Raw genomic sequence first — 19,815 nt, 5'->3', positions numbered from 1 at the left:
TATGCCCGGTAAGCCGCCGATACCCGGCAGTGATATGCACCGGGATTATTTAAAACACGATCATAACGAACAGGAGCACTCTCATGCAGAAACTTGTTACCCTTGAAAAGGTCTTTGACCGGGTTGATAAAATGTCGGCCCAGTGCCATGACCACCACGTTGACGTAAAAGATATCGATTTTGAAAGCCTTGACAGTATTCGCCTGTCAGGAACCCCTCATCCGGTGAGGCCTGTCGCTCAGAGGTCATTTGCCAACCGGCTTGGAATCCCTTTTCCCTATTTGAGACGCTGCCCGGAAGAGATCCAGGCGGCCAACCTGAACCACTGGATAAACCAGGAAAAAAACGATCAGCTGTTTATCCGGTTTGACGGAGATGAGATTCGGGCCGTCTTTACCCCGAAATACACGCCGGTGGACAACTTTGAAATCCTGGAAAGGCTGGATTCTCTTGGATATGGGCCGGACACAAAGGTTCAGTGCAGCCTGGACGCGGAATTCTTGTCACTGTCCATACCGGACGGCAGGAAGGCTTTTGATATCAATGGTGACCGGTTCAAGCCCGGTATCAGTATCTCTAACAGCGAGGTGGGGCTGGCGTCTTTGACGATTTCTGCCTTTGTGCTGCGTCTGGTCTGCACCAACGGACTGATTGCCAGGACCGGTATATCCGCCTCCTATCGCCATGTGTCCACCCGTATTTTAAAAGAGTTCCCCCAGACCATTGAAACGGTATCAAAAGAGCTCGGTGCCCAGCAGAGGCAATTCAGAATCTCTATGGAGGCCCCGGTGGATAACCCCATGCAGACCATGGACAGCTTTAACCGTCAGTTCGCTGTCAGCGCTCAGGAAAAAGAGGCGGTGGATTGGGGCTGGTCCCAGGAATCCGGAAAGACGATGTTTAATATTATCCAGGCCTATACCAGGGCGGCACAGATGGAAGGCCTGCCGGCGGAGTCCAGTTATCGTCTTCAGCGGATAGGGGGCGACATACTGGACATGGTTACTTAGAGGAGGCGCCATGGAAGACCAAGCAAAGTTCTGGCGGCAGTTAAAGTCCGGGCATTTTGTACCGATGGTCAAGGAGGCGGTAAGGGGGCAGGAGATCAGCAGCGCCCAGGAGGTCTACAACATCATGAAGCCGGTCTTTGCCGAAACCGATGATGTTGAAACACTTTACTGCCTTTATCTGGACACGAAAAACAGAATCCTGGCCATGGAAAAGATGTTTACCGGTAGCCTTTCCAGTACGGCAGTTTATCCCCGGGAGATTATCAAGCGGGTCATTGCCCTTAAATCTTCCGCTGTTGTGATTACCCATAACCATCCTACTGGTGATCCCGGCCCGTCTGTCGAGGACACAAGAATCACCATCCGGTTGCTGGTGGCCTTAAAAAGCATGAATGTGGACCTGCATGACCATATCATTGTCGGTGAAGGATATTACAGTTTTGCCGATGCCGGTGTGATCGGGTCAGCGGATGTCCGGTTTTGTGACTTTCTGTGCCGGTTGTCCCGGGAATAATAAAAACGGCAAAACAAAGGAGACATATGATGATACCCCCGAAAGACAAACCTGTTGTCAGGCTCACGGGACATGACGGCAATGCGTTCGCTGTAATGGGAACCGTCAGAAAAGCCCTCAAACGTGCCGGGGCAGACACGGAATATGTTGATAAATACTTCCGGGAAGCCACAGCCGGGGACTATAACACCCTGTTGGCGGTCACCATGGACTATGTGGATGTGGAGTGAAAGGGACCGACATGAAAAAATTCTTCTGCGAGATGTACGTCAAGATTTACACGGACGGCTATCCCTCCATTTACGGCAAGATCCCCCCTGAAACCCTATATGCCTACCTGGTTGATGATATGGGGGCCTGCTATGACGGCGACAGTCAGCTCCCTGGCGATCACAGGCTTTGGTATTTTGGCTGTAATGAGAAGTTCGGTGTGATGCGGATCGTGCTTGGTCAAAAAACGTTTGTTCGGCGATGGGGAATGGGCGAGGCGTCTTTTAAAAACGTCCGGGATCTGCTCGCCTTCTGCCTGGAGAACAAAATCTTTGACCAGCAGCAGCATGACCGGCTTTCTCGGATAACCGGAGAGGGAGAGACCATCAACGATATGTATCGGATCGGGGATTACCTTGCGGCAAAAGCATCAGGCAGGGTCGCCCCGGCAACCACACAACGAAAGGAATCAGAATATGCACAACGATCGAGTTGAAAACTGGCGGCGCTTTTCTGAGCACATGGAGGCGTATATCCAGGACCAGACGGTGGAAAAATACAAGATGGATGGGAGACAGGGTATCGACCTGATGTCCATGTCAAAGCCGGAAATCGGCATCTGGAATATCCTGCGATACGCCCTGCGGATGTGGAACGGGAAAAAGAAGCCGCATGACCTTGAAAAGGTGGCCCACTATGCTGAGATGGCCTGGACCATGAGCCTGGACCCTTCGGATTAACCGGATAACAAGACCCCATGTCCTGCCTGATGGAGGGAGGGCATGGGGTTTTTTCGATTATTCATAAATCAACGATTCATAGTGTTTTTGTAAGACTTCCAAGTCGGCGAGGCTTTCTTCCCATTCGATCAGCAGTTGCTCAAACATAAATTCGCGGGCAGTATTGTCATAAATCTGTTCTTCAGATAAAAAATGATCATCAAAAAAAATATCTGATATCGGGCTTTTATGTATACAATAGGGGGCTTTGGATTCATTGGTATCATAGTGATCGTTAAACATAAGATTTCCTCCTTTAAAAAGTTTTTTTATAAGTACAGCTTTTGTAGTTGTTTCTTTTTTTTCAAAAAAGAAAATAAATCTAACAAAAATCAATTAACGAACAACATAAAGAATTGCCAGTTAAGCATATTTCTGTAAAAAATATAAAAAAAAGTAATATCTATTCGATTATTTATTGTAATAACTTAAAAAATAATTAACGCTTGATTAAATTTGAAAATAGGATTTATTGTATAATAACAAATATTTAGTTTAAAAAATTAAAAAATTAATGTGGTATATAAAACTTTTATTTATAAATAATATATATTACTAATAATATATATATAAAAAAGTTTTGTTTTTTACATTAATCCTTAATCTTTTTCTATAACAGCTTGTATTTTTATAATATTTTGAATTAACAGAGATTAAAAAAATTATTTATCTAACATTGGTTAGATATATTTTTTCACTTAAATATTATTCTCTTTTTTTTTGAAAAGAAAAAGAAAGCAATAATTACAATAATGCTATGCCATAGACACAAAGACTATTTGATGCTTTGGTGTTGTTATCGACTTTATACCCACTGTTCTCCAAGGTCTTTCTAAAGTCCTTTTTTGACAGGACATCTGCTCCATTACTCTCACAGTAAGCACAGTACAGATGATACAGATCTTTGAATAAAATATAGTTATCAGTCGCTTGCGCCTTAGCGCACTTTTTCTTAATGAATGATATGACGTTATTGTTTTGGCATTGATAGTTGTATTTTGCTTGTTCCAAGCTTTCTCCTGTGTGCAGGATATAGCCATTTTCCTTAAGTCTGTGATATCCGGCAATCGCCCAGTTAAAAATTCCTGACAATTCATTCTTTAATTTGTCGGTTAGAAAAACATCCATTTCATGCTTATGAAATGTCCTTTCAAATTTTAAAACATATATACGTCGCCACCAACCATAGGAATTATCATCTGTTGCCGGCTCCTCATTCATTGCAATAAAATGTTTTGCATATGGTCTGAACTTTGTGGGTCGCTTATAGGGGTCTCGTCCTTGTACCCAGTCACCGGACACGATCGCTTTAACTACGTCTGTGCTAAGAAACTTATTTGGTGCTTCTCCGGAGATATTTGCCATTTTTCCGAAAAGGCCCAAGGTATAATACTCCTTACTAAAGCTACCTAAACTGATGCTTGCCACATTTTCTTCGCCAAATAAATTAGTGATTGTATTTATAAAAACAGACTTGCCATTACTTCCAGTGCCTTTTAAAAAGAACAGCGCTGGGGTTGGTATCTGCTTTAAAAAAACATATCCGATTGCTTCCTGGGCAAACATTATTTTGTCTTGATCGCCCATAAACACATCATCCAAATACTTCAACCATAATGGGCATTGGGCTAATTCGTCGTAATCATACGGTAAAAGATTTGTTGTAAAGGTATCTGGTGAATGATGAACAAGAACACCCTGATCCAAATCAAATAACCCGTTTTGGAGAGTCAGATATTTGACTTGGTCCTGATTCGCATTGCTTAAAATACACTGCGGGTCTCCTATGCAATGATGCTCAAAGCTTGATAAATCTTTTGTTGTAAACAACTTACGTTTTCTGCCCAGTTCTTTTTGGCATTCTGCATTCAGCGTGTCCTTATTAATATATTCATAACACTGACCATTATATTTAAAAAACGACGTCTCATCTGCCAGATACTTCAACTGATGTTTTTTTGAAAAATATTCTTCAAAACAAAAAACATCCAGCTTGTATTCATTATTTTTGTTCTTGGTAATTGTGCCAGATATAAACAGAGGATCAGCCATTTCTTCTTCGGTCAGATTGGAAATTTTTTTTGCTTCTTTAATATTATGGTTCAAATACTGGGAAGGATCACTATGTTCCAGATATTTGGCACCCCTTGGATAATTTTCGAAAATGGACCTGATTTCATCGTCACTATACCCCTTACTGACCAAAGCCAGAATAACCGCCATATCAGCTTCACTACGGGAAGAATAGTGTCCCGCTCCGCCTGACAAGATAAGATCTTTCATCTTATCCGATATGCGGAGATCCGGAATTCTCAGCCCACTGTTAATCGGCCTATCGCCTTGGCTGGCCTGTTTTTCAACAGTTGGCTTTATTCCTTTGATTTCAGGTTCTTTTGAAACAAGGTAATCAAAATTTTCTAAATTATATTTAGGTCCGCTTTTATCAACAATGGCAACTTCCCGTGGGTTTTCCGGTATTTTAAAATTATACGTGTAGGGTACCCGCAGAATCATATTGACTTGGCTCGTCGTGTCCCCCTTTAAAAGGCGGGACAACGCCTTGTTTATGTCTTCGACTTTTTCTATTCCAACATCTTTGACGCACACTGGATTTTCCAACACCCAATAACAATGAAAACCACCGCCAGTGTGGATCACAACAGTCGGCTTTAATTCAAAGCGTTGAATGGCATTTAGTGCAGAATCATAGTCGGCATATTCGGATGCTTTCTTGTGGCCAGGTTTTCCGTAGTCGATATCAACGTGTAGGGTGGTCACATAATGCACATTTTCTTTTTTCCCTGCGCCACCAATCCTCGGATTAACGCCGAAATAAACATCATGCGCAAGGTTGCAATAATTAAACGCGGCCTCGATGACTTTTCCAAAATTACTGTTAAATAAAGCATTTGGATGGCCGTCCTTCAATACCCGAATTTCAATGGCACCATAGCCTTTTGTGCCTATATCGCCGAACATGATATTAAAAAAATTGTATACCTCGGTACAAAAGAGCTCCTTGTCTTTAATTTGTGGTTGTCGATTATTCTTCATACTTGTTTTCCTCCATATTTCTGATTTCTTGAATTAATATCCGTCGTGCGATCTCCGCACATGACGTGACCCGTTCCTGGTTTTCGATGTTTTTTCGGGCCGCCATTTGTCGTAGTTTGTTCCTGACGTCTAAAGGTAAATTTGTGGTAAAAGATACTAATGGGTTTCTTTTCATGCCTTTGTCTCCTTTATGTTGTTGAAAATTAATATTTATTATTTGTTCTGAAAAAATGTTGAGATCGGTTGGAGATTGTTTCTAGGGCGTTGAAATTCTGGTGCTTCTGGTGGGGATTGTTTCTGTCGGGCTGGGTAATGCCTGGGGCAAAGAAAAAATAGGGCAGACTCGTTTGAATCTGCCCTATCTAGGGGAAAACGCAGGAAGCTGCGTTTTTGCGCTAATCTTACGTCTTAAAACCCTTCTGCCGGTGGATGTCGGTTATAATGTCCTCCAGTTGGGCGTAATAATAGGTGTTCACCAGTTGTTTGTTTGCTTGCCCTGTAGGCCCGATCAGGTCATAATATGTAAGATTAAAAGTTTTCCAGAGGAATTTATCCAATTCCGATCGATACTGATATGTGGAATAAACCGTGTTACCTACCGGGCCCCCCTTGATTCGTTCTTGAAGATATATTCGGTCTGTTTTATTGATCCCTTTTTTTTCAGGGTTCCAGTATCTGATGAGGCCGAATCCCCCGGTTCTTGCCCATCCGGCTGTGTCTGCACTATGGATCGGAAAATTGGCAAGATATTTAAAACGGACATTGCCCATCAGATGGATCTTTATGTCGGTACCCGCAAATTTAGATAAAGCCATGGCCAAAGCATCTTCATTTGTTATTTGTGGAGAACCCAGCGCCACTCTGCGATACCCTTTTTGAATGTAGTAGGGGATTTCATCGCCATAAATGTCATGCACGACAGGGACTGGAGACAAGCCCTCAGCTTCCAGAGCCTGCTGGCTTCCCAGATTGTTTTCAAATCCGTTTTCATTGAAGTCCGCATCGAAATTTGCGTACCAGTCAAACCTGCCTCCAAACAGTTTAAGATATCTTAAGTAGCCATTAAGGCATACCTGTGCTGGGTTGATGCCTGCTGCATAGTTTAACGAAAATGTTCCCGAGTCCAGTATCATGCTGCCTATCTTACCCCTGTGCGCATTATGCAGCAGGCACTCGTAGGGGCTCAGCAACGCGAATGAGCGGAGTACATTCAGCCTTCTCCCGGGACAAATTTTATTAAACCGCAATAGGGTCTCAAAATTCAAACTGGCACAGTATATTTTCATGGTTGCCTCCTTAAAGAAAAAGCCCCTCCCCAGACCAAGCGGCCAAGGGAGGGGCTGCAATAGGGTTATTGATTGTTCTTTAATTGCTTCAGGGCCGCGATTTCACCTTCCAGAGCCTCAATGTCCTGAAGCTTGATCTGATCAAGCAAACTTGCGTCATCGCTTATATGTTCACGGATTGACTTCACGCGCGCAATAATAGTGGGCAGGCTCTCCGCCGTGACACTCGACCCGGCGACATGAACATCCGCCCCGCCATTCATACAGATCTCATCGAGGTAGGCGTTGGCATCACCGCCGAATTTTTGCATCGTTACCATCTTCTTAAGCAAAGAATCGCTTGGCTCTTTACCAAGTGCGATCAGCATCTCGATCTTCTGGGGATCGACCTCCAGGTCAACTCCGTTTTTCTGCGCGATGGACTGAACCTTCTCCATCACAAGGGCTGCATCAACCTTCGTTTTGAGCTCCGTGATATCAGACAGGTCATCATCATCCGGTGTAAAGTTGATGTCATTCTGGAGGAGAAAAGCGCCGATCGGGTCGTCTGATTCGGCTGGTTTGATTGCCCTTATTATTTCCAGGAGCCGCTCTTTACCAAAGACGGCATAGCCGATAATACGGGGTATCTTTGCGAGTCGCATATAGTCCTGCGCACTTCGGCGCGACGATTCGGGATAATTTGCATTGAAGTGCTCTTCCCATGTGAGTCCCTTTTTTTTAATCAACTGCTTGGCTATATTAAGCAACATGGCTTCCCGCAGCCGGTATTTCGTGATGACACCGGCGCAGAAGGCTTCCGACCTGGTAACAACAGCTGAATACTGTCCGACCAGTTCTTTTATTTGCGACAGTTTTTCGTCTATTTCATTTTCTGCAATGCCGGCGCCATCAGCATGCTGATTGATAAAATTTTTGACCCGTTGTTCCAGGTCTGGATTGCCATGAAGTGGGCCATCGTCATCAGATACACGCAAATAGGCAATCGTCATGTCGGGATCACCATGAAAAGCATCCAGATGCACTTCTTCCCCGTTGCGAGGCTCTTTGGTAACATCTGGGGGAAGCTCCGCCGTTGGCGTTTCGACTGAGGTAACATCCGGGTCAACTCCATCTGTCACCATTTGATCTTCCTGGTCAGCGGCCTCTTGAGTGGGCACCGACTCTTCACTTAACTGATTGTTTTTATTTTTTTTTAATGTTGTCATTTTTCTTTCCTCCATTTTGGGTTGATTGGTTTGTCTGGGGCTTTGCCCCGCCTTGTTCAATCCCCCGTCTGACGGCCTTCGTTCACCGGCCTCCTTTCCACCGCCAAAAAATTTCAGGGCATCTGTTAATAGAAAAAATCAACCCAAACATGAGGTAAATATTTGAAATAAAACAAAATAGATGAAAAATTGCCAATACGCAGTATGCTGCGTATTGGCAGTGGTCTTCAGGGATATTAATCCTCGGGTGAGATGGAAATCACTGCTGAAGCTGATCTGGATTTAAATGATGGTTATACGACTGGGAAGGGATTGCTTAAAAAGTAAAAAGGGGTGGTGTTGCAGAGATAAATTGTGTTGATATTCTTGGTCTGCATGGATTGGGTGAGTTCGGAACGAAATTTTTCTATGATCTGATTTTCCTGCTCAAATGCTTTGAGTTCGTGTTCACAGAAGTTCTTGATTGACTGTTTAGCACCGGCATCATCCCTGGCTGTATGTAGGTGGCTATGGAGTTTCCATTGTCTTAATAATTCTGATGGTGATCGGCTTCCTGTTGGCAGAAACGCCAGGACTGTTGCGCAGAACATATTACGGTAGGCCGATATTATTTCGTCCTTGTCAGCTATGTCAAGCACAACGGTATCGTCCTTGGTTTTTGTCTTTACGGACTTATAAGTTTCAAGAACGTGCTTGATAAAATCAGCCTTAGCATCATAGGCTTTGAAAACGATCTCGGCAAAATCGTCCGCAGGGTTCCGCATATCTTCACATTCATCTATAAACGCGTAAAGCTCAGCGTCATCGTCGCTGTCATCCTCTTGCGCTTTGTCTTCCAAAAAAAACTGATACTTCCTGTCATAAATCGAAAGAGCTTCAAACGCGTCAGCACGTGCTTTATCAATACTTAACGTAACCACACCGGGCAGGCTCTCATGAATAGCGCTGTTCCATGCCTGATGTTCAATCGACACAAAACAGAGCCCCTTAAAATCCGTGATTAAAGAAAAGGGGATATCCTCATAAATGATGGGCGCCGTGACTGTTGAGAAAAGATCATTATCGAAACAAAACTTTTGTAAATACTGATGGTCAGCATCCTGAATAGAAATTCCCTGGTTTTTCAAATTCAGAAGCCGGTTATTTAAGGCCTGCCATAGCAGAGACTCTTTAAGCTCGAATCTTATTTGCTCGATTTTATTCATGGCGTTCCGTGAATCCATTTTCTTTTATATCCCGTTGGCGTTAATTTAACAATTTCCTCCTGATTGTCTTTGGCCAACCTCCTAACTATACAAGTAAACATCCTTGCCAAATATTTTCTTATGTTTTCTGGGGTACAGCCGGCTCTTTCGGCCAGTTCTTTTTCTTTTGCACATCTTATGAAAGCAAAAAATAAGCGTTTTCTTTTTCGACGACTCTTGTGGTCACAGACTGTGGCATGCTTTCTTATTATTTTATACATCTTATCGTCCATAACAATATCCTCTATAACATCTTGAAATGATTTAGTATCCCATTCCACATTTTGATCATTGTCCGCCACATATTTATTCCCGGGCACAATCTTCCTACGGGCATCAATATTCTTAATCATATTATGCCCCGATTTTATGGGAGCAAGACCTTCTTTCTTCAGCTGCGCCTCAAGCTTCGTACATTGTTGTGGACAAGGGCCTGTTTTGTATTGCCCGCATTTTATACAAACCGATTTGACCATCCCAAATTGCCTATTTATCGATTAAATACAAATGTTTGTATAAGTTGATGGTTGTTTTTCCCTATATGTAGAGGTTTACATTGAAAATGTTTTTTTTCAACAAAAAAAGAGTTTTGGTGACATGCAAACACTCGGGATAAACGGGTGCCGAATATTAGCGTTCAACCTTCATATATCGCAGCAGAGAACCCTGTAACGGGCCGGGGAGCAATCAAGTGTCGCAAACAGATCTTGACAGCCATTCCAGACCTGAAATAATGACAGTCGAGGAGGTCGCCCGGTATTTTCAAAAAAGCCCCAGTTGGGTTTATAAAAACTGGAAAATACTGGGCGGCAGGAAGCTCGGGGGTTCTCTTTTTTTTGCATCAAAGGAGGACCTTTATGAGCGTTTATTCTGTAACAGGGAAGGGGTGGAGGTACGACTTCACCCACATGGGGACCAGGTACACGGAAGCCTGGTTCAAAACAAAAAAAGAGGCCAATCAGGCAGAGGCCGAAAAACGAAAGGAGATAAAAAACCCGAAGCCGGTTCTGGAGACGCCAACAGACATGGCCTTCTTGGAACTGGTGAACCAAAAGCTTGACCATGTCAAAGCCTATAATTCAAAAAGCCACTACATATCCTATCTGTATATGGCGCGGCGATGGGCTAACCTTTGGGGGCACTTGCCTTGTGGTGAGCTAACGGGAGATATGATTCAGAAGCACCTTTATCAGCGGCATAAAGTCTCCGCATATACCGCCAATCAGGACCTGCGGTACCTGCGGGCTGTCTTCAATTTTGGGGTCGGACAAAAGATGATTTACACCGACCCTACGGCGGGCATACGGTTTTTCCCGGTTGAAAAAAAAATCAAGTATGTGCCATGCAGTGAAGACATTGACAAAGTGATAGCCGCTGCAGATCCTGATACACAGGACTATCTCTGGGCGATCAGGGAAACCTTGGGCCGCGTGAGTGAAATAAACAGGCTCGTGTGGGAGGATATAAATCTGGATGAGCGCTTTATCATCCTCTATACCCGCAAAAAGCGTGGTGGTCATTTGACTCCGCGAAAGGTGCCAATGACCGAAAAACTACACGATGTTTTACAAAACCGATTTAATCGGCGTTCTCCCGACGTCCCTTGGGTATTCTGGCACCGGTTTTGGAACAAGAGAAACGGTGAATTCAACATCGGCCCATACAAGGATAGAAAGCGCTTTATGAAAAGCCTTTGCGAAAAAGCAGGTGTTCGGTACTTTCGATTTCATGCACTTCGACATTCCGGTGCATCTATCATGGATGGTAATGATGTGCCTATTGCCGCCATACAGCGAATTCTGGGGCATGAGAACCGCAAGACAACCGAAATCTATCTTCACAGCATGGGTGACATGGAACGTAATGCAATAGCCGTTTTTGAGCGTGCAAGGGGAAAGTCTCACACAGACTCTCACACAACAATGGGGTAAAAGAAAAAGGGCTAACCTTTGATCCGGCTAACCCTTCTTCTTTATTGAAAATTTGTGGTGGAGCTGAGGGGGATCGAACCCCTGACCTCATGACTGCCAGTCATGCGCTCTCCCAGCTGAGCTACAGCCCCGAGTAACTGCCTTTTTTAACAAACCGGCATGGTACAAGTCAACACTTATCTTTGACAGCGTTGTAAAAAGCCCTGTTCAAAGCGAAATTTCTATTGGAACCTGGACTGATACGGGTCATTGCGAGCACAGCGAAGCAGTGTTGAACAGATGCGAAGGAGATTGCTTCGTCGCTTTGTTTGTAGTGACGCCGTCAGGCGTTTTGCTGCGGGGCATATCCGATGCCCTTACGGGCACACTACAAACAGGCTTTTAACCGCAAGGCATGTCCCGGTTTGCGATGACGGAAAAAAATCACGGGCACGAGTGAGGGAAAGAGAGTTGGTTCGGATGGCCGGATTTTCCCCTGAAATCAAGGTACGTGTTTTTTGAGAAAGGCCAGTTGATCGGCAATGGTCTGGTCAAAATCCGGAGGAACATAAACCGCGAAATGGCCCAGCGGATAGGTGATCAGTTCTCCTTTGGGCGCTTTTTTGGCGGCGGCAATGGTGGGCTTGGACGGGGTGGTGGTATCCTGAAGCGCCACCTGGACCAGCCAGGGCATGGTGATTTTTGAAGCCAGCCGGCCCGGTGAATAGAGGGCCAGGGAAAGGAAAATGCGGGCCGCCACCCGTTCATCCACCACCGAGCCCTCGGGCATGAGCTTTCGGGAGGCCTCAAATTCGCCGGGGGCGGTCATGGCCGCCAGATCACCGGGACGGCCCAGGGCAGGAACATAAAAAGGGGGCCGGCCCAGGATCGCGCCGACACGGTCGATAAAGGAAACAATGCCCAGCCGCAGGTTCTGTGCAACGCCCACGGCCATGGCAGTGGCCAGCCCATTTATGTGCGGCACCTGGGAGATGACCGCGGCAATGTTTTTATCTTCAGACGCCATCACCGCCACATGGCCCCCGCTGAAGGATGTGCCCCATAAAATGAGGCGCCGGGGGTCCACGCCGTCCAGGGTCCGGGCGTGGGCAATGGCGGCCCGCCAGTCCTGGTGCTGCTTTTTAATGTCCAGAATCTGCCGGGGGTTGCCGTCGCTGATACCGAAGTGGCGGTAATCAAACACCATGGCATGGTAGCCGGCAAGGGCAAAGGCTTCCGCGTAGTCTTTCAGCCGCATTTCTATGGTGCCGCAGAATCCGTGGGCCAGCAACACGCAGGGCGCCTTTCCGTCCCGGTCGGCCCTGAAAAAAAGTCCCCGGCAGGTGACTCCCTGTGATTTAAATGTGATGTTCTGCTGTTGCACTGTCATGAGGACTCCTTAATAGAGATGTTACCATTTTTGTGTCATTGCGAGGAGCGCAGCACATCCCCCGTCATTGCGAGGAGCGAAGCGACGAAGCAATCTCCTTCGCTTCTGGACAAGATTGCTTCGCTGCGCTCGCAATGACCGATTTCGATAGCGATCCCGATTTCGATTAAAATAAGGTCAGGCTTTGCATCCTTTAATCATGGACTCAATATACCGGATTTTTTTCATGGGCGCCATGCCCAGCAGGGCCTGAATCTGTTTGGCGTCCCGGAACCGTTTCTCCTGGCCGTAATCCTTCATGTAGCCCACCCCGCCCAGCACCTGAATGCCGTCGGTGGTGACGTCGCAGGCGCTTTTCTGCACCTGAAGGGCCGCGGCCCGGGTACACAGCTCCCATCCCGGAATCCGGGCGTCGGCCACGTGGCAGGCCATGCCCACGATCATTTCCGCGTTCTGCACGGCAATGGCCATCTCGGCCACGATGCGCTTGAGTTCGGACCACTTGATGATCTCCTGGCCCCCCTGGAACCGCTGCTGGCTGAAGGTAAAGGCCTCTTTGAACGACCCCTTCATCACGCCCAGGGCCATGGCCGCGGCCGCGGCGTGCATGATATCCGCCATCTCCCCGAAATAGACCGATCCCTGGTCCGCCTTCCCCACCGGCTGGGCCGCCACGTTATCAAAGGACATGTCCACGGCCGGGCAGGCGTGCAGGCCCAGGCTGACCACCGGCTCGCTGAGGGTGATGCCCGGTTCGGCCAGGTTGACCAGAAAGAAGGTGTAATCGTCTTCACAGTCCAGGTGGGCCGGAATCAGCGCGTGGCCGGCCATGGCGCCCAGCACCACATACTCCACGGTTCCTGAAAGCCGGAACCCGTCGCTCCCCTGCTTTGCACGGGCCAGGTTGCGGACATCCCTGGGGTTGTTGAACCCGGGAAAGGCGATGAGACAATCGGAAAGGCTTTCCGCGGCCGTGATTTTTTCCAGCAGGGCCGAGCCGCCGGCTGCCATCAGCACCTGCTGGGCCGAGGCATTGGTAAACAGAATACCGCCCAGGCTGCTGTCCTCCTGGCAGAGGCCTTCCAGCACCGTGGCAAATGCCTTAACCCCCATGCCCATGCCGTTTAAATCCTCCGGCAGCATCACGGCAAAAAAATCCAGATCAAAAGCCTTTTGCACCACCGTGTCAAAGAACGGGCCAAAGGGATAGGCGTCGTTGGCCTCCCGCTCCGGAGCCAGCTGCTTTTTTGCAAAGTCAGCGGCCGCCTTTTCCAGCATGAGAATTTCTTTGTCTTTCCCGCCCGCGATAATGTTGATCATGGTTTCACCTTTTTATTGTTATTCGTGCTCGTAAACCCTCACCCCGGGGTGGTGCCTTCCCACAAACGCCTCAAAGGCATTGACCCGGTTGAGCTGGTTGGTGCCTTCGTAAACCTGGAGCAGCTTGGCGTCCCGCAAAAATTTTTCCGCTTCCCGGTCATGGCGGATTCCGGCCTGGCCCATCAGCTCCACGGCCAGGTGGCTGTTTTTCATGCCCGCGTCCGTGGCGATAAACTTGGCAATGGCACCCCATCCGGCGGCCCGGAACCGCTGATCTTCACTCTGCCAGTCTAACTGAATTTTTCGAAAAAGCCAGGTGACACTGTTCCGGCTCATCATGCGCGACACCAGGTTTTCCGCCCAGTCAAAGGGCAGGTATTTAAAAAGGTAGAACAGCGGCTTTACATACAGGGGCCGGGTCATACCGTCTGCGGCATTGGCATAAGCACCCTCAATATAACACAACCGGGCCGAAGCCGCATTCTTATACATTTCCGCCAGCAGGCTCTGGCACCACTCGTGGTTGATCAGCGGTTTGCCGTTGACCCGGGTGGTGGCGGCAAAGGAAGCCGCCTTTTCAAAGGCCCCCCGGGCCACGCCCGTGCCAAAGGCTGCCACGCCCAGGCGGGAGGTGGCAAAAAAGTGGCTCAGCACCTTGCGGGTTTTGTCGCTGTGATCTCCTTTCAGGCCGGCCACCTGTTGCGGGGCCATCGATACATACCGGTCCGGCACAAAGCAGTCTTTTAAAATCAGTTCGCTGGCCGGGCACCCCAGCTGGCCCATCTTGTTTTCCTGGCGGCCGAAGGAAAATCCCGGCGAGCCGGTTTTGACCAGGCAGACCACGGCGGTTGCCGAGGGCCGGGCCGGGTCTTCGTAGCACACCACGTTGTGCCAGGTGGAAAGATGGCCGTTTGAGATGAATATCTTGGTGCCGCTGATCCGGTAGCCGCCCTCCACTTTTTTCGCGTGGCAGGCGATTGTCCCCCTGTCCAGCAGCTCGGGCTCTTCGCAGTCGGTGCCGGCGCCCGGCTCAGTGGTGGCGGCGGTGAGCAGGCAGGGAACCCCGGTTTTTTCGCCTTTTGCCACATCCCGGAAAATCTCGTTGGCCACCCGTATGTTCCACACGCAGAAAATGGCGCAGGCCCCCAGGTAGTGGACCCCGATCAGGTTGGATATGGCCACGCACTCAGAGGCGATCTCTTCAAGAAAGAAGAAAAGCGAGTGGTAGTTGTAACCGTGGCCCCCGAAAAACCGGGGCAGCCACATGGTGAAAAATCCCCATTCGTTGGCTTTTTTCACAATGTCCCACGGCAGAAAGTCGTGGTCTTCCTGTTTTTTGCGGTCCAGCTCCAACACATGAGGGACCACCACCTCCCTGTTGAACTTACGGGCCAGGGCCACGATTTCGCGGACCTCTTTTAACAGCGCCCTGTTGGGAAACCGGGCCGCTCCCCGCATGCAGTTTGAAATATCGTCAAAGGCCGGCTGCTCCTTTAGCAGGGTCTTTATTTCCGATCGCCTAAGCATGAAACGCCCCCCTTTTTTAAAAAAGGTTGTGTTTTCCCGAACGGGTTTGGCAGGACCGTGTCAGGGCAACGAAGTATTATAAACAAATAACGATAATTGATTAAACCAATACAACCAACAAAGACCTGTCAAGTCAAGCACCTTTTTTGATAAAGGGTGAGGTGATGTGGCGGTTTTGAGGCCAGGAATCAGAAGACAGCGGCGGATTTTATGATAAAATTCTAAGATTAATGTATTATTTAATGGTGAAGGGGGTTTTCAGCGGAAAATGAAGGGGGTATGTTTTGGTAAAATTGGTTAAACCAAACCATCTTAATATTGGGGCCGATTCGGCAGGAACTCAAACTCTTTTAGCAGAATCATGGCTTCATCGGTCAGCAGGGGGCGGCAGTTGACCCGTCTTTTTTCAGGTGGAAGGGCAAATTCATTAAAAATCACGGCATCATTAAAGCCAACAGTCCCGGCATCAACAATGGAAAATCCGAAATAGACGGTTTGAATGTGGGCCCAGTAGATGGCGCCCAGGCACATGGGGCAGGGCTGGCCCGTGGTGTAGAGCACGCATCCGTCAAGGTCATAGGTGCCCAGGCGTTTTGCCGCGTCCCGAATGGCCACGATCTCGCCGTGGGCCGTGGGGTCGTTATGGGCCAGCACCCGGTTGGCCCCTTCTCCAACGATTTGTCCGTCGCGCACCACCACCGCGCCGAAGGGCCCGCCGTCGCCGGCTTTCATACCGGCCCGGGCCAGCTCAATGGCCCGCCGCATGAATGCGTCGTGCATCTCCATGAACCGGTCTCCCATCTTTATCTTTTTAACCGGTAAACCGCCGATGCCTCGGTCCAGTCAACGGGTTCAAGCCGGTTGAGCCGGCGCACCAGGTCGCTGATCATGCCGGTTGAGTTCTGGTCATAGGCCTGGAACGCCCCCTCTTTAAAACCCAGGGAGAGCAGGTCTTCTTTTCCCCGGGTGGCCACCAGCTTGATTTTTTCTTCCGCTGTGTCACCTTTGTGGCCGGGCAGAAACATGGCCGTAAGCGCAATGGCGCTGTCCTCCGGCGGAAACCGGCACGCTTTGCCGGCTGGCGTAAAGTTGTCCGGCATGGCGGCGTTGGGCAGCAGGAGGGTCACGGAGCCGTCCGCTGCAATGGAAAAAATATAAACATAGGCGTCCCGGCTGACCTGGTAAAAAAGCTGGACCGGGTCCCCCTCTTTTAACTCGGTTTGTGACAGAAAAAGATCCGCCGACAGCCCTTCGCCTTTTTCAGGGTAGACCGGTTCAACCCGGGCGGAAATGGTGGTCCGGTAAAGCGACCTTTCCTCTGGGTCCCAGTCCGCGGACACCACCTTTTCTTCAACGATTTTGCCCCGCACCGCCGCATAGATCAGGTCATCGGCCACCTGGCTGTTGGAAACCAGGGTGTGGGAGCGGATAAAAACGCCTACCGCCTTTTCAATAGCCCTGCTTTCCGCGTCCCGCCGGGAACGGTCCCTGACCTCCCTGGCCGTGTCAAAGTCGCCCAGCCAAGCCTCGCCCGTGGCCTCGACCCAGACCGGCACATCTGCGGCCGGGCAGACCAGCGGTGTGATCAGCATCCATACCAGAAGAACAATCGCTTTTTTCATCATCATGTCTTTCCGTTGTTTTACAAAAAGGCCTTATTCTATCAGGCTGAACCTGTTTTTAATCGTATCCGCGCCCGGCGCGAGACTGGGGCTTTGCTGCACATTAAGCCGCCTGGCAGCGTCCTCCACCTGGGGGCGGATGGTTGTATAGATATCGGCCAGGTCGGTTTTGCCGTCTTTTAAAGCCTTGAGAAAATAGTAGGTCAGAATGCCGTGGCCCTTGTCCGGGGCAGAGGTGGATATCTGGCTGCCCTGGGCCGCGGCCAGCACGGCCACGCGGGCGGGCATCGGGCCGGCGGCGGCCGTCATTACCAGTGGCCGGGCGCCTTTGGCCAGTACGCTTCTGCCGCCGGCACCTGAAAAACAGGAATCCAGCACCACGATGATCTCTTTGGCGGGAAGTTTCCCCAGGCTGTCATACAACCTCTTTAAAGAATAACCGGTCACGCCGAGATAGTTGGGGTCCCCGTCATAAGGCACCAGATAGGATTCGCCGGTGGCCGGTTCCGGCGCGCCATGGCCGGAAAAATAGACAAACACCGTGCTCTGGTTGGTCACCTGGTTGGGGAGCCATGCCTCCAGGGCCTTTGCCATGCCGGATCGGGTGGCCCGCTGGTCGGTCATCAGCTCGACATTTCTTTCCTGAAACCCCAGGGCCACTAGATAGCTTTTGATCGTTTCCGCGTCTTTTTTGGAATAGTCGGATCGGGGAATAGTCTGATAGGATTCAATGCCGATCACCACGGCAAAGGCATCGGGCCGGGGCGATGCCTTCCAATAGGGAACCATATCCACGTCGGACCGGACGACTGCCGTGACAGACGTTTGAGGGGAAGACACGGCGGCCGTTGCCATGGGCCGGGCATACTTTTCAAGCAGGGCCAATCCTTCAGCATGGCCGTGGCCGTCCTCATCAAAAAGCGATGATGACGTCCATCGTCTCAATACAGAGGCGGCGTCATCCACATCAGCCCCCCGGCTGATCAGGTATTCGACCAGCCTGCCATCACCATTCATCGCCGCGATGGCCAGAGCCGATCCCCACCTGTTATTGGCCTTGGCGTTAATATCAGCGCCTGCATCCAGAAGTATCTCTACCGCCTTAATACAGCCTGCATCGACAGCAATATGCAGGGGCCGCCACCCCGCTCCACCGAAACCGGTGGCCTCTACATCCGCGCCCCTGCTGACCAGATATCGGACCACTTCAGGCTGGCAGTGATGCGCCGCATGTGACAATGGTGGCCCCGCAATGGTGCCCCCCGCAGCGCTTTCATTGATATCCGCGCCCTTGTTTAGTAGTTTTTCCATGGCAGCCACATCACCCTTTTGTGCGGCCCGGCTCAGCGCGGTTCCGCAACCGGTCAGCGAGGCAATGGCCGCGACAGCCACAAGCGTCCAAAATATTCGTCTCATGCAGCTTCTCATAATGCTTATCTTCCTTCCAGCAACTGGGGCGTTTGTTCATTATTGTACTGCTTGCGGGCGATACGCTCCACCTGTGGCTTGAGGTAGCCGTACAGGTCGTCCATTTTGATAGAACCGTCCGGATTGACCACATCCTCGTTTTTAATCCCTTTGAGCATGAAATAGGTGAACAGGCCGTGGCCCTTTTCGTCATAGGTGGAACTGATCTGGTCCCCGGATGAGGCAGCCAGCACCGTCATGTTTTTTGACAGGGCCGTGCCGGTCTGAAGGTTCATCACCAGGGGCCGGGCGCCCTTGGCCAGCACCGACCGGCCACCGGCGCCGGAAAAGCAGGAGTCCAGGGCAACGATGATCTCTTTTGCCGGAAGTTTGCCCAGGGCGTCATACAGTCTGCTTAACGAGTAGCCGGTCTCGGCGATAAACGTGGGGTCCCCGTCATAGGGAACCAGATAGGCCCCGCCGGTTTTGGGGTCGGGCGCGCCATGGCCGGAGAAATAGACAAAGACCGTGCTTCCCGGCTCCACGTTGTTGGGCAGCCACTTTTCAAAATACTTTACCAGATCAACGTTAGATGCGTGATCGTTCAGAAGCGTCACCACATTCTCTTCCGGATATCCCATGGCTTTGGTCAAATACCGGGACATTATCAGGGCGTCCTGGTCGGCGAAATCGGCTTTGGGCAAATTCTGCCGGTAGTTCTCAATTCCTATAATTATGGCGTAGGCGTGATGATTGGGCTTTGCTTTTATCCCTGGGATTTCGTCAATATCTGATCTGCGGGGCACGCCAAGTGTTTGAGAAGGTTCTGCCGTAATCAGCTTTTTCTCCTGCTCTTGAGCAATTCTTTTAATCAGACTATTGCCTCTTGAAGCGTTCTGGCGCGTCAAGAAACCAAGAGCATATTCGACATCAGCGCCGTTTTCTATCAGTAGTTTTACAATTTCCACATGGCCGGAGCTAGCAGCCACTGCCAAAACACTCCAGCCATTTACATCTTCCTTATTAACATCAGCGCCTTTTTCTATAAGCGTCTGAACCATTTGCACATGCCCCTCCTGCGCTGCAAGCTGCAACGCAGTGATTCCCCATAAATCTGCTGCATTAACATCAGCGCCCCGGTCTATCATAGTATTCACTGTGTCAATATCGCCTCTTTGCGCTGCATTATTTAATTGCGTACAGCCGATGGCCACCATGCACACAAACAATAAAAAACCCCCCTTGATTAATATTGTGGATTGCCGCACTTTTTTCGGGCACTCGCATCCTGCTGGAAAAAGGCCAACAGGGTATATGGCTCTTTGTACATCCAT

At 49.3% G+C, this 19,815-nt stretch carries 19 protein-coding genes and 1 tRNA gene; 6 read left to right on the top strand and 14 right to left on the bottom strand.

All coding sequences use genetic code 11. The features are described 5' to 3' along the window. The first annotated feature begins 83 nt into the window (after positions 1–83). The 5 genes from DOLE_RS15010 to DOLE_RS14990 are packed head-to-tail and all read left to right on the top strand — an operon-like array spanning position 84 to position 2,474. Complete coding sequence (locus DOLE_RS15010) at positions 84–1,010, top strand: DUF932 domain-containing protein (protein WP_012176331.1); 927 nt, start codon at positions 84–86, stop codon at positions 1,008–1,010. 10 nt (positions 1,011–1,020) lie between these two features. Next, complete coding sequence (locus DOLE_RS15005; RefSeq protein ID WP_012176330.1) at positions 1,021–1,524, top strand: JAB domain-containing protein; 504 nt, start codon at positions 1,021–1,023, stop codon at positions 1,522–1,524. A 29-nt stretch (positions 1,525–1,553) separates the two neighbouring features. After that, on the top strand, positions 1,554–1,754 hold the full coding sequence (locus tag DOLE_RS15000; protein ID WP_041280619.1) for a hypothetical protein: 201 nt from the start codon (positions 1,554–1,556) through the stop codon (positions 1,752–1,754). Between the two features lie 11 nt (positions 1,755–1,765). Continuing rightward, positions 1,766–2,230, top strand: coding sequence for a hypothetical protein (locus tag DOLE_RS14995; RefSeq protein ID WP_012176328.1), 465 nt, complete (start codon positions 1,766–1,768; stop codon positions 2,228–2,230). Continuing rightward, positions 2,211–2,474 carry a hypothetical protein gene (locus DOLE_RS14990; protein ID WP_012176327.1) on the top strand — a complete coding sequence of 88 codons (264 nt, stop codon included), beginning with the start codon at positions 2,211–2,213 and terminating at the stop codon, positions 2,472–2,474. The genes DOLE_RS14995 and DOLE_RS14990 overlap by 20 nt, the downstream gene beginning before the upstream one ends. A 57-nt stretch (positions 2,475–2,531) precedes the next feature. Here the strand turns inward: DOLE_RS14990 and DOLE_RS14985 are convergent, their stop codons facing one another. The 6 genes from DOLE_RS14985 to DOLE_RS14960 all read right to left on the bottom strand — a co-directional run bounded on the left by DOLE_RS14985 (position 2,532) and on the right by DOLE_RS14960 (position 9,781). Then, positions 2,532–2,756, bottom strand: a complete 225-nt coding sequence (locus tag DOLE_RS14985) for a hypothetical protein (RefSeq protein ID WP_041280618.1) — start codon at positions 2,754–2,756, stop codon at positions 2,532–2,534. 501 nt (positions 2,757–3,257) lie between these two features. Beyond that, positions 3,258–5,567 (bottom strand): DNA primase family protein, encoded by a 2,310-nt coding sequence (locus DOLE_RS14980; RefSeq protein WP_012176325.1) that lies wholly within the window; start codon positions 5,565–5,567, stop codon positions 3,258–3,260. A 401-nt stretch (positions 5,568–5,968) separates the two neighbouring features. Beyond that, positions 5,969–6,853, bottom strand: a complete 885-nt coding sequence (locus DOLE_RS14975; RefSeq protein WP_041280617.1) for a hypothetical protein — start codon at positions 6,851–6,853, stop codon at positions 5,969–5,971. A gap of 65 nt (positions 6,854–6,918) precedes the next feature. Then, positions 6,919–8,061, bottom strand: a complete 1,143-nt coding sequence (locus DOLE_RS14970; RefSeq protein WP_012176323.1) for a hypothetical protein — start codon at positions 8,059–8,061, stop codon at positions 6,919–6,921. A 293-nt stretch (positions 8,062–8,354) separates the two neighbouring features. Further along, positions 8,355–9,266 carry a hypothetical protein gene (locus DOLE_RS14965; protein WP_012176322.1) on the bottom strand — a complete coding sequence of 304 codons (912 nt, stop codon included), beginning with the start codon at positions 9,264–9,266 and terminating at the stop codon, positions 8,355–8,357. Next, positions 9,263–9,781 (bottom strand): hypothetical protein, encoded by a 519-nt coding sequence (locus DOLE_RS14960; RefSeq protein ID WP_041280615.1) that lies wholly within the window; start codon positions 9,779–9,781, stop codon positions 9,263–9,265. The genes DOLE_RS14965 and DOLE_RS14960 overlap by 4 nt, the downstream gene beginning before the upstream one ends. 381 nt (positions 9,782–10,162) lie before the next feature. Here DOLE_RS14960 and DOLE_RS14955 point away from each other — a divergent pair, with 381 nt between their 5' ends. Beyond that, on the top strand, positions 10,163–11,236 hold the full coding sequence (locus DOLE_RS14955) for a tyrosine-type recombinase/integrase (protein WP_012176320.1): 1,074 nt from the start codon (positions 10,163–10,165) through the stop codon (positions 11,234–11,236). A 55-nt stretch (positions 11,237–11,291) separates the two neighbouring features. On the opposite strand, the gene DOLE_RS14950 is transcribed toward DOLE_RS14955, so the two are convergent. The 8 genes from DOLE_RS14950 to DOLE_RS18075 all read right to left on the bottom strand — a co-directional run bounded on the left by DOLE_RS14950 (position 11,292) and on the right by DOLE_RS18075 (position 19,698). Further along, positions 11,292–11,367: transfer RNA gene (locus DOLE_RS14950), tRNA-Ala, on the bottom strand. 350 nt (positions 11,368–11,717) lie between these two features. After that, positions 11,718–12,605: an alpha/beta hydrolase gene (locus tag DOLE_RS14945; RefSeq protein WP_012176319.1), complete on the bottom strand. Its 888-nt coding sequence runs from the start codon at positions 12,603–12,605 to the stop codon at positions 11,718–11,720. Positions 12,606–12,782: 177 nt separating this feature from the next. Next, entirely contained in the window at positions 12,783–13,925 is a 1,143-nt protein-coding gene (locus DOLE_RS14940; RefSeq protein ID WP_012176318.1) for an acyl-CoA dehydrogenase family protein, read from the bottom strand. A gap of 18 nt (positions 13,926–13,943) precedes the next feature. Then, a complete protein-coding gene (locus DOLE_RS14935; RefSeq protein WP_012176317.1) occupies positions 13,944–15,452 on the bottom strand; it encodes an acyl-CoA dehydrogenase family protein in 1,509 nt (502 codons plus the stop codon). A 312-nt stretch (positions 15,453–15,764) separates the two neighbouring features. Then, the gene (locus DOLE_RS14930) at positions 15,765–16,238 is read right to left on the bottom strand and encodes a nucleoside deaminase (protein ID WP_012176316.1); all 474 of its coding nucleotides are present in this window, start codon (positions 16,236–16,238) and stop codon (positions 15,765–15,767) included. Positions 16,239–16,255: 17 nt separating this feature from the next. Continuing rightward, positions 16,256–17,080: a DUF4384 domain-containing protein gene (locus DOLE_RS14925; protein ID WP_012176315.1), complete on the bottom strand. Its 825-nt coding sequence runs from the start codon at positions 17,078–17,080 to the stop codon at positions 16,256–16,258. A 27-nt stretch (positions 17,081–17,107) separates the two neighbouring features. Then, on the bottom strand, positions 17,108–18,490 hold the full coding sequence (locus tag DOLE_RS14920) for an ankyrin repeat domain-containing protein (RefSeq protein WP_041280613.1): 1,383 nt from the start codon (positions 18,488–18,490) through the stop codon (positions 17,108–17,110). Between the two features lie 17 nt (positions 18,491–18,507). Beyond that, entirely contained in the window at positions 18,508–19,698 is a 1,191-nt protein-coding gene (locus tag DOLE_RS18075) for an ankyrin repeat domain-containing protein (protein WP_153304532.1), read from the bottom strand. Between the last annotated feature and the right edge of the window lie 117 nt (positions 19,699–19,815).

This window comes from Desulfosudis oleivorans Hxd3 (assembly GCF_000018405.1).
GTDB lineage: Bacteria > Desulfobacterota > Desulfobacteria > Desulfobacterales > Desulfosudaceae > Desulfosudis > Desulfosudis oleivorans.
Note: the sequence above shows the minus strand (reverse complement) of the source record. Positions and strands in the feature narration are given on the sequence as shown.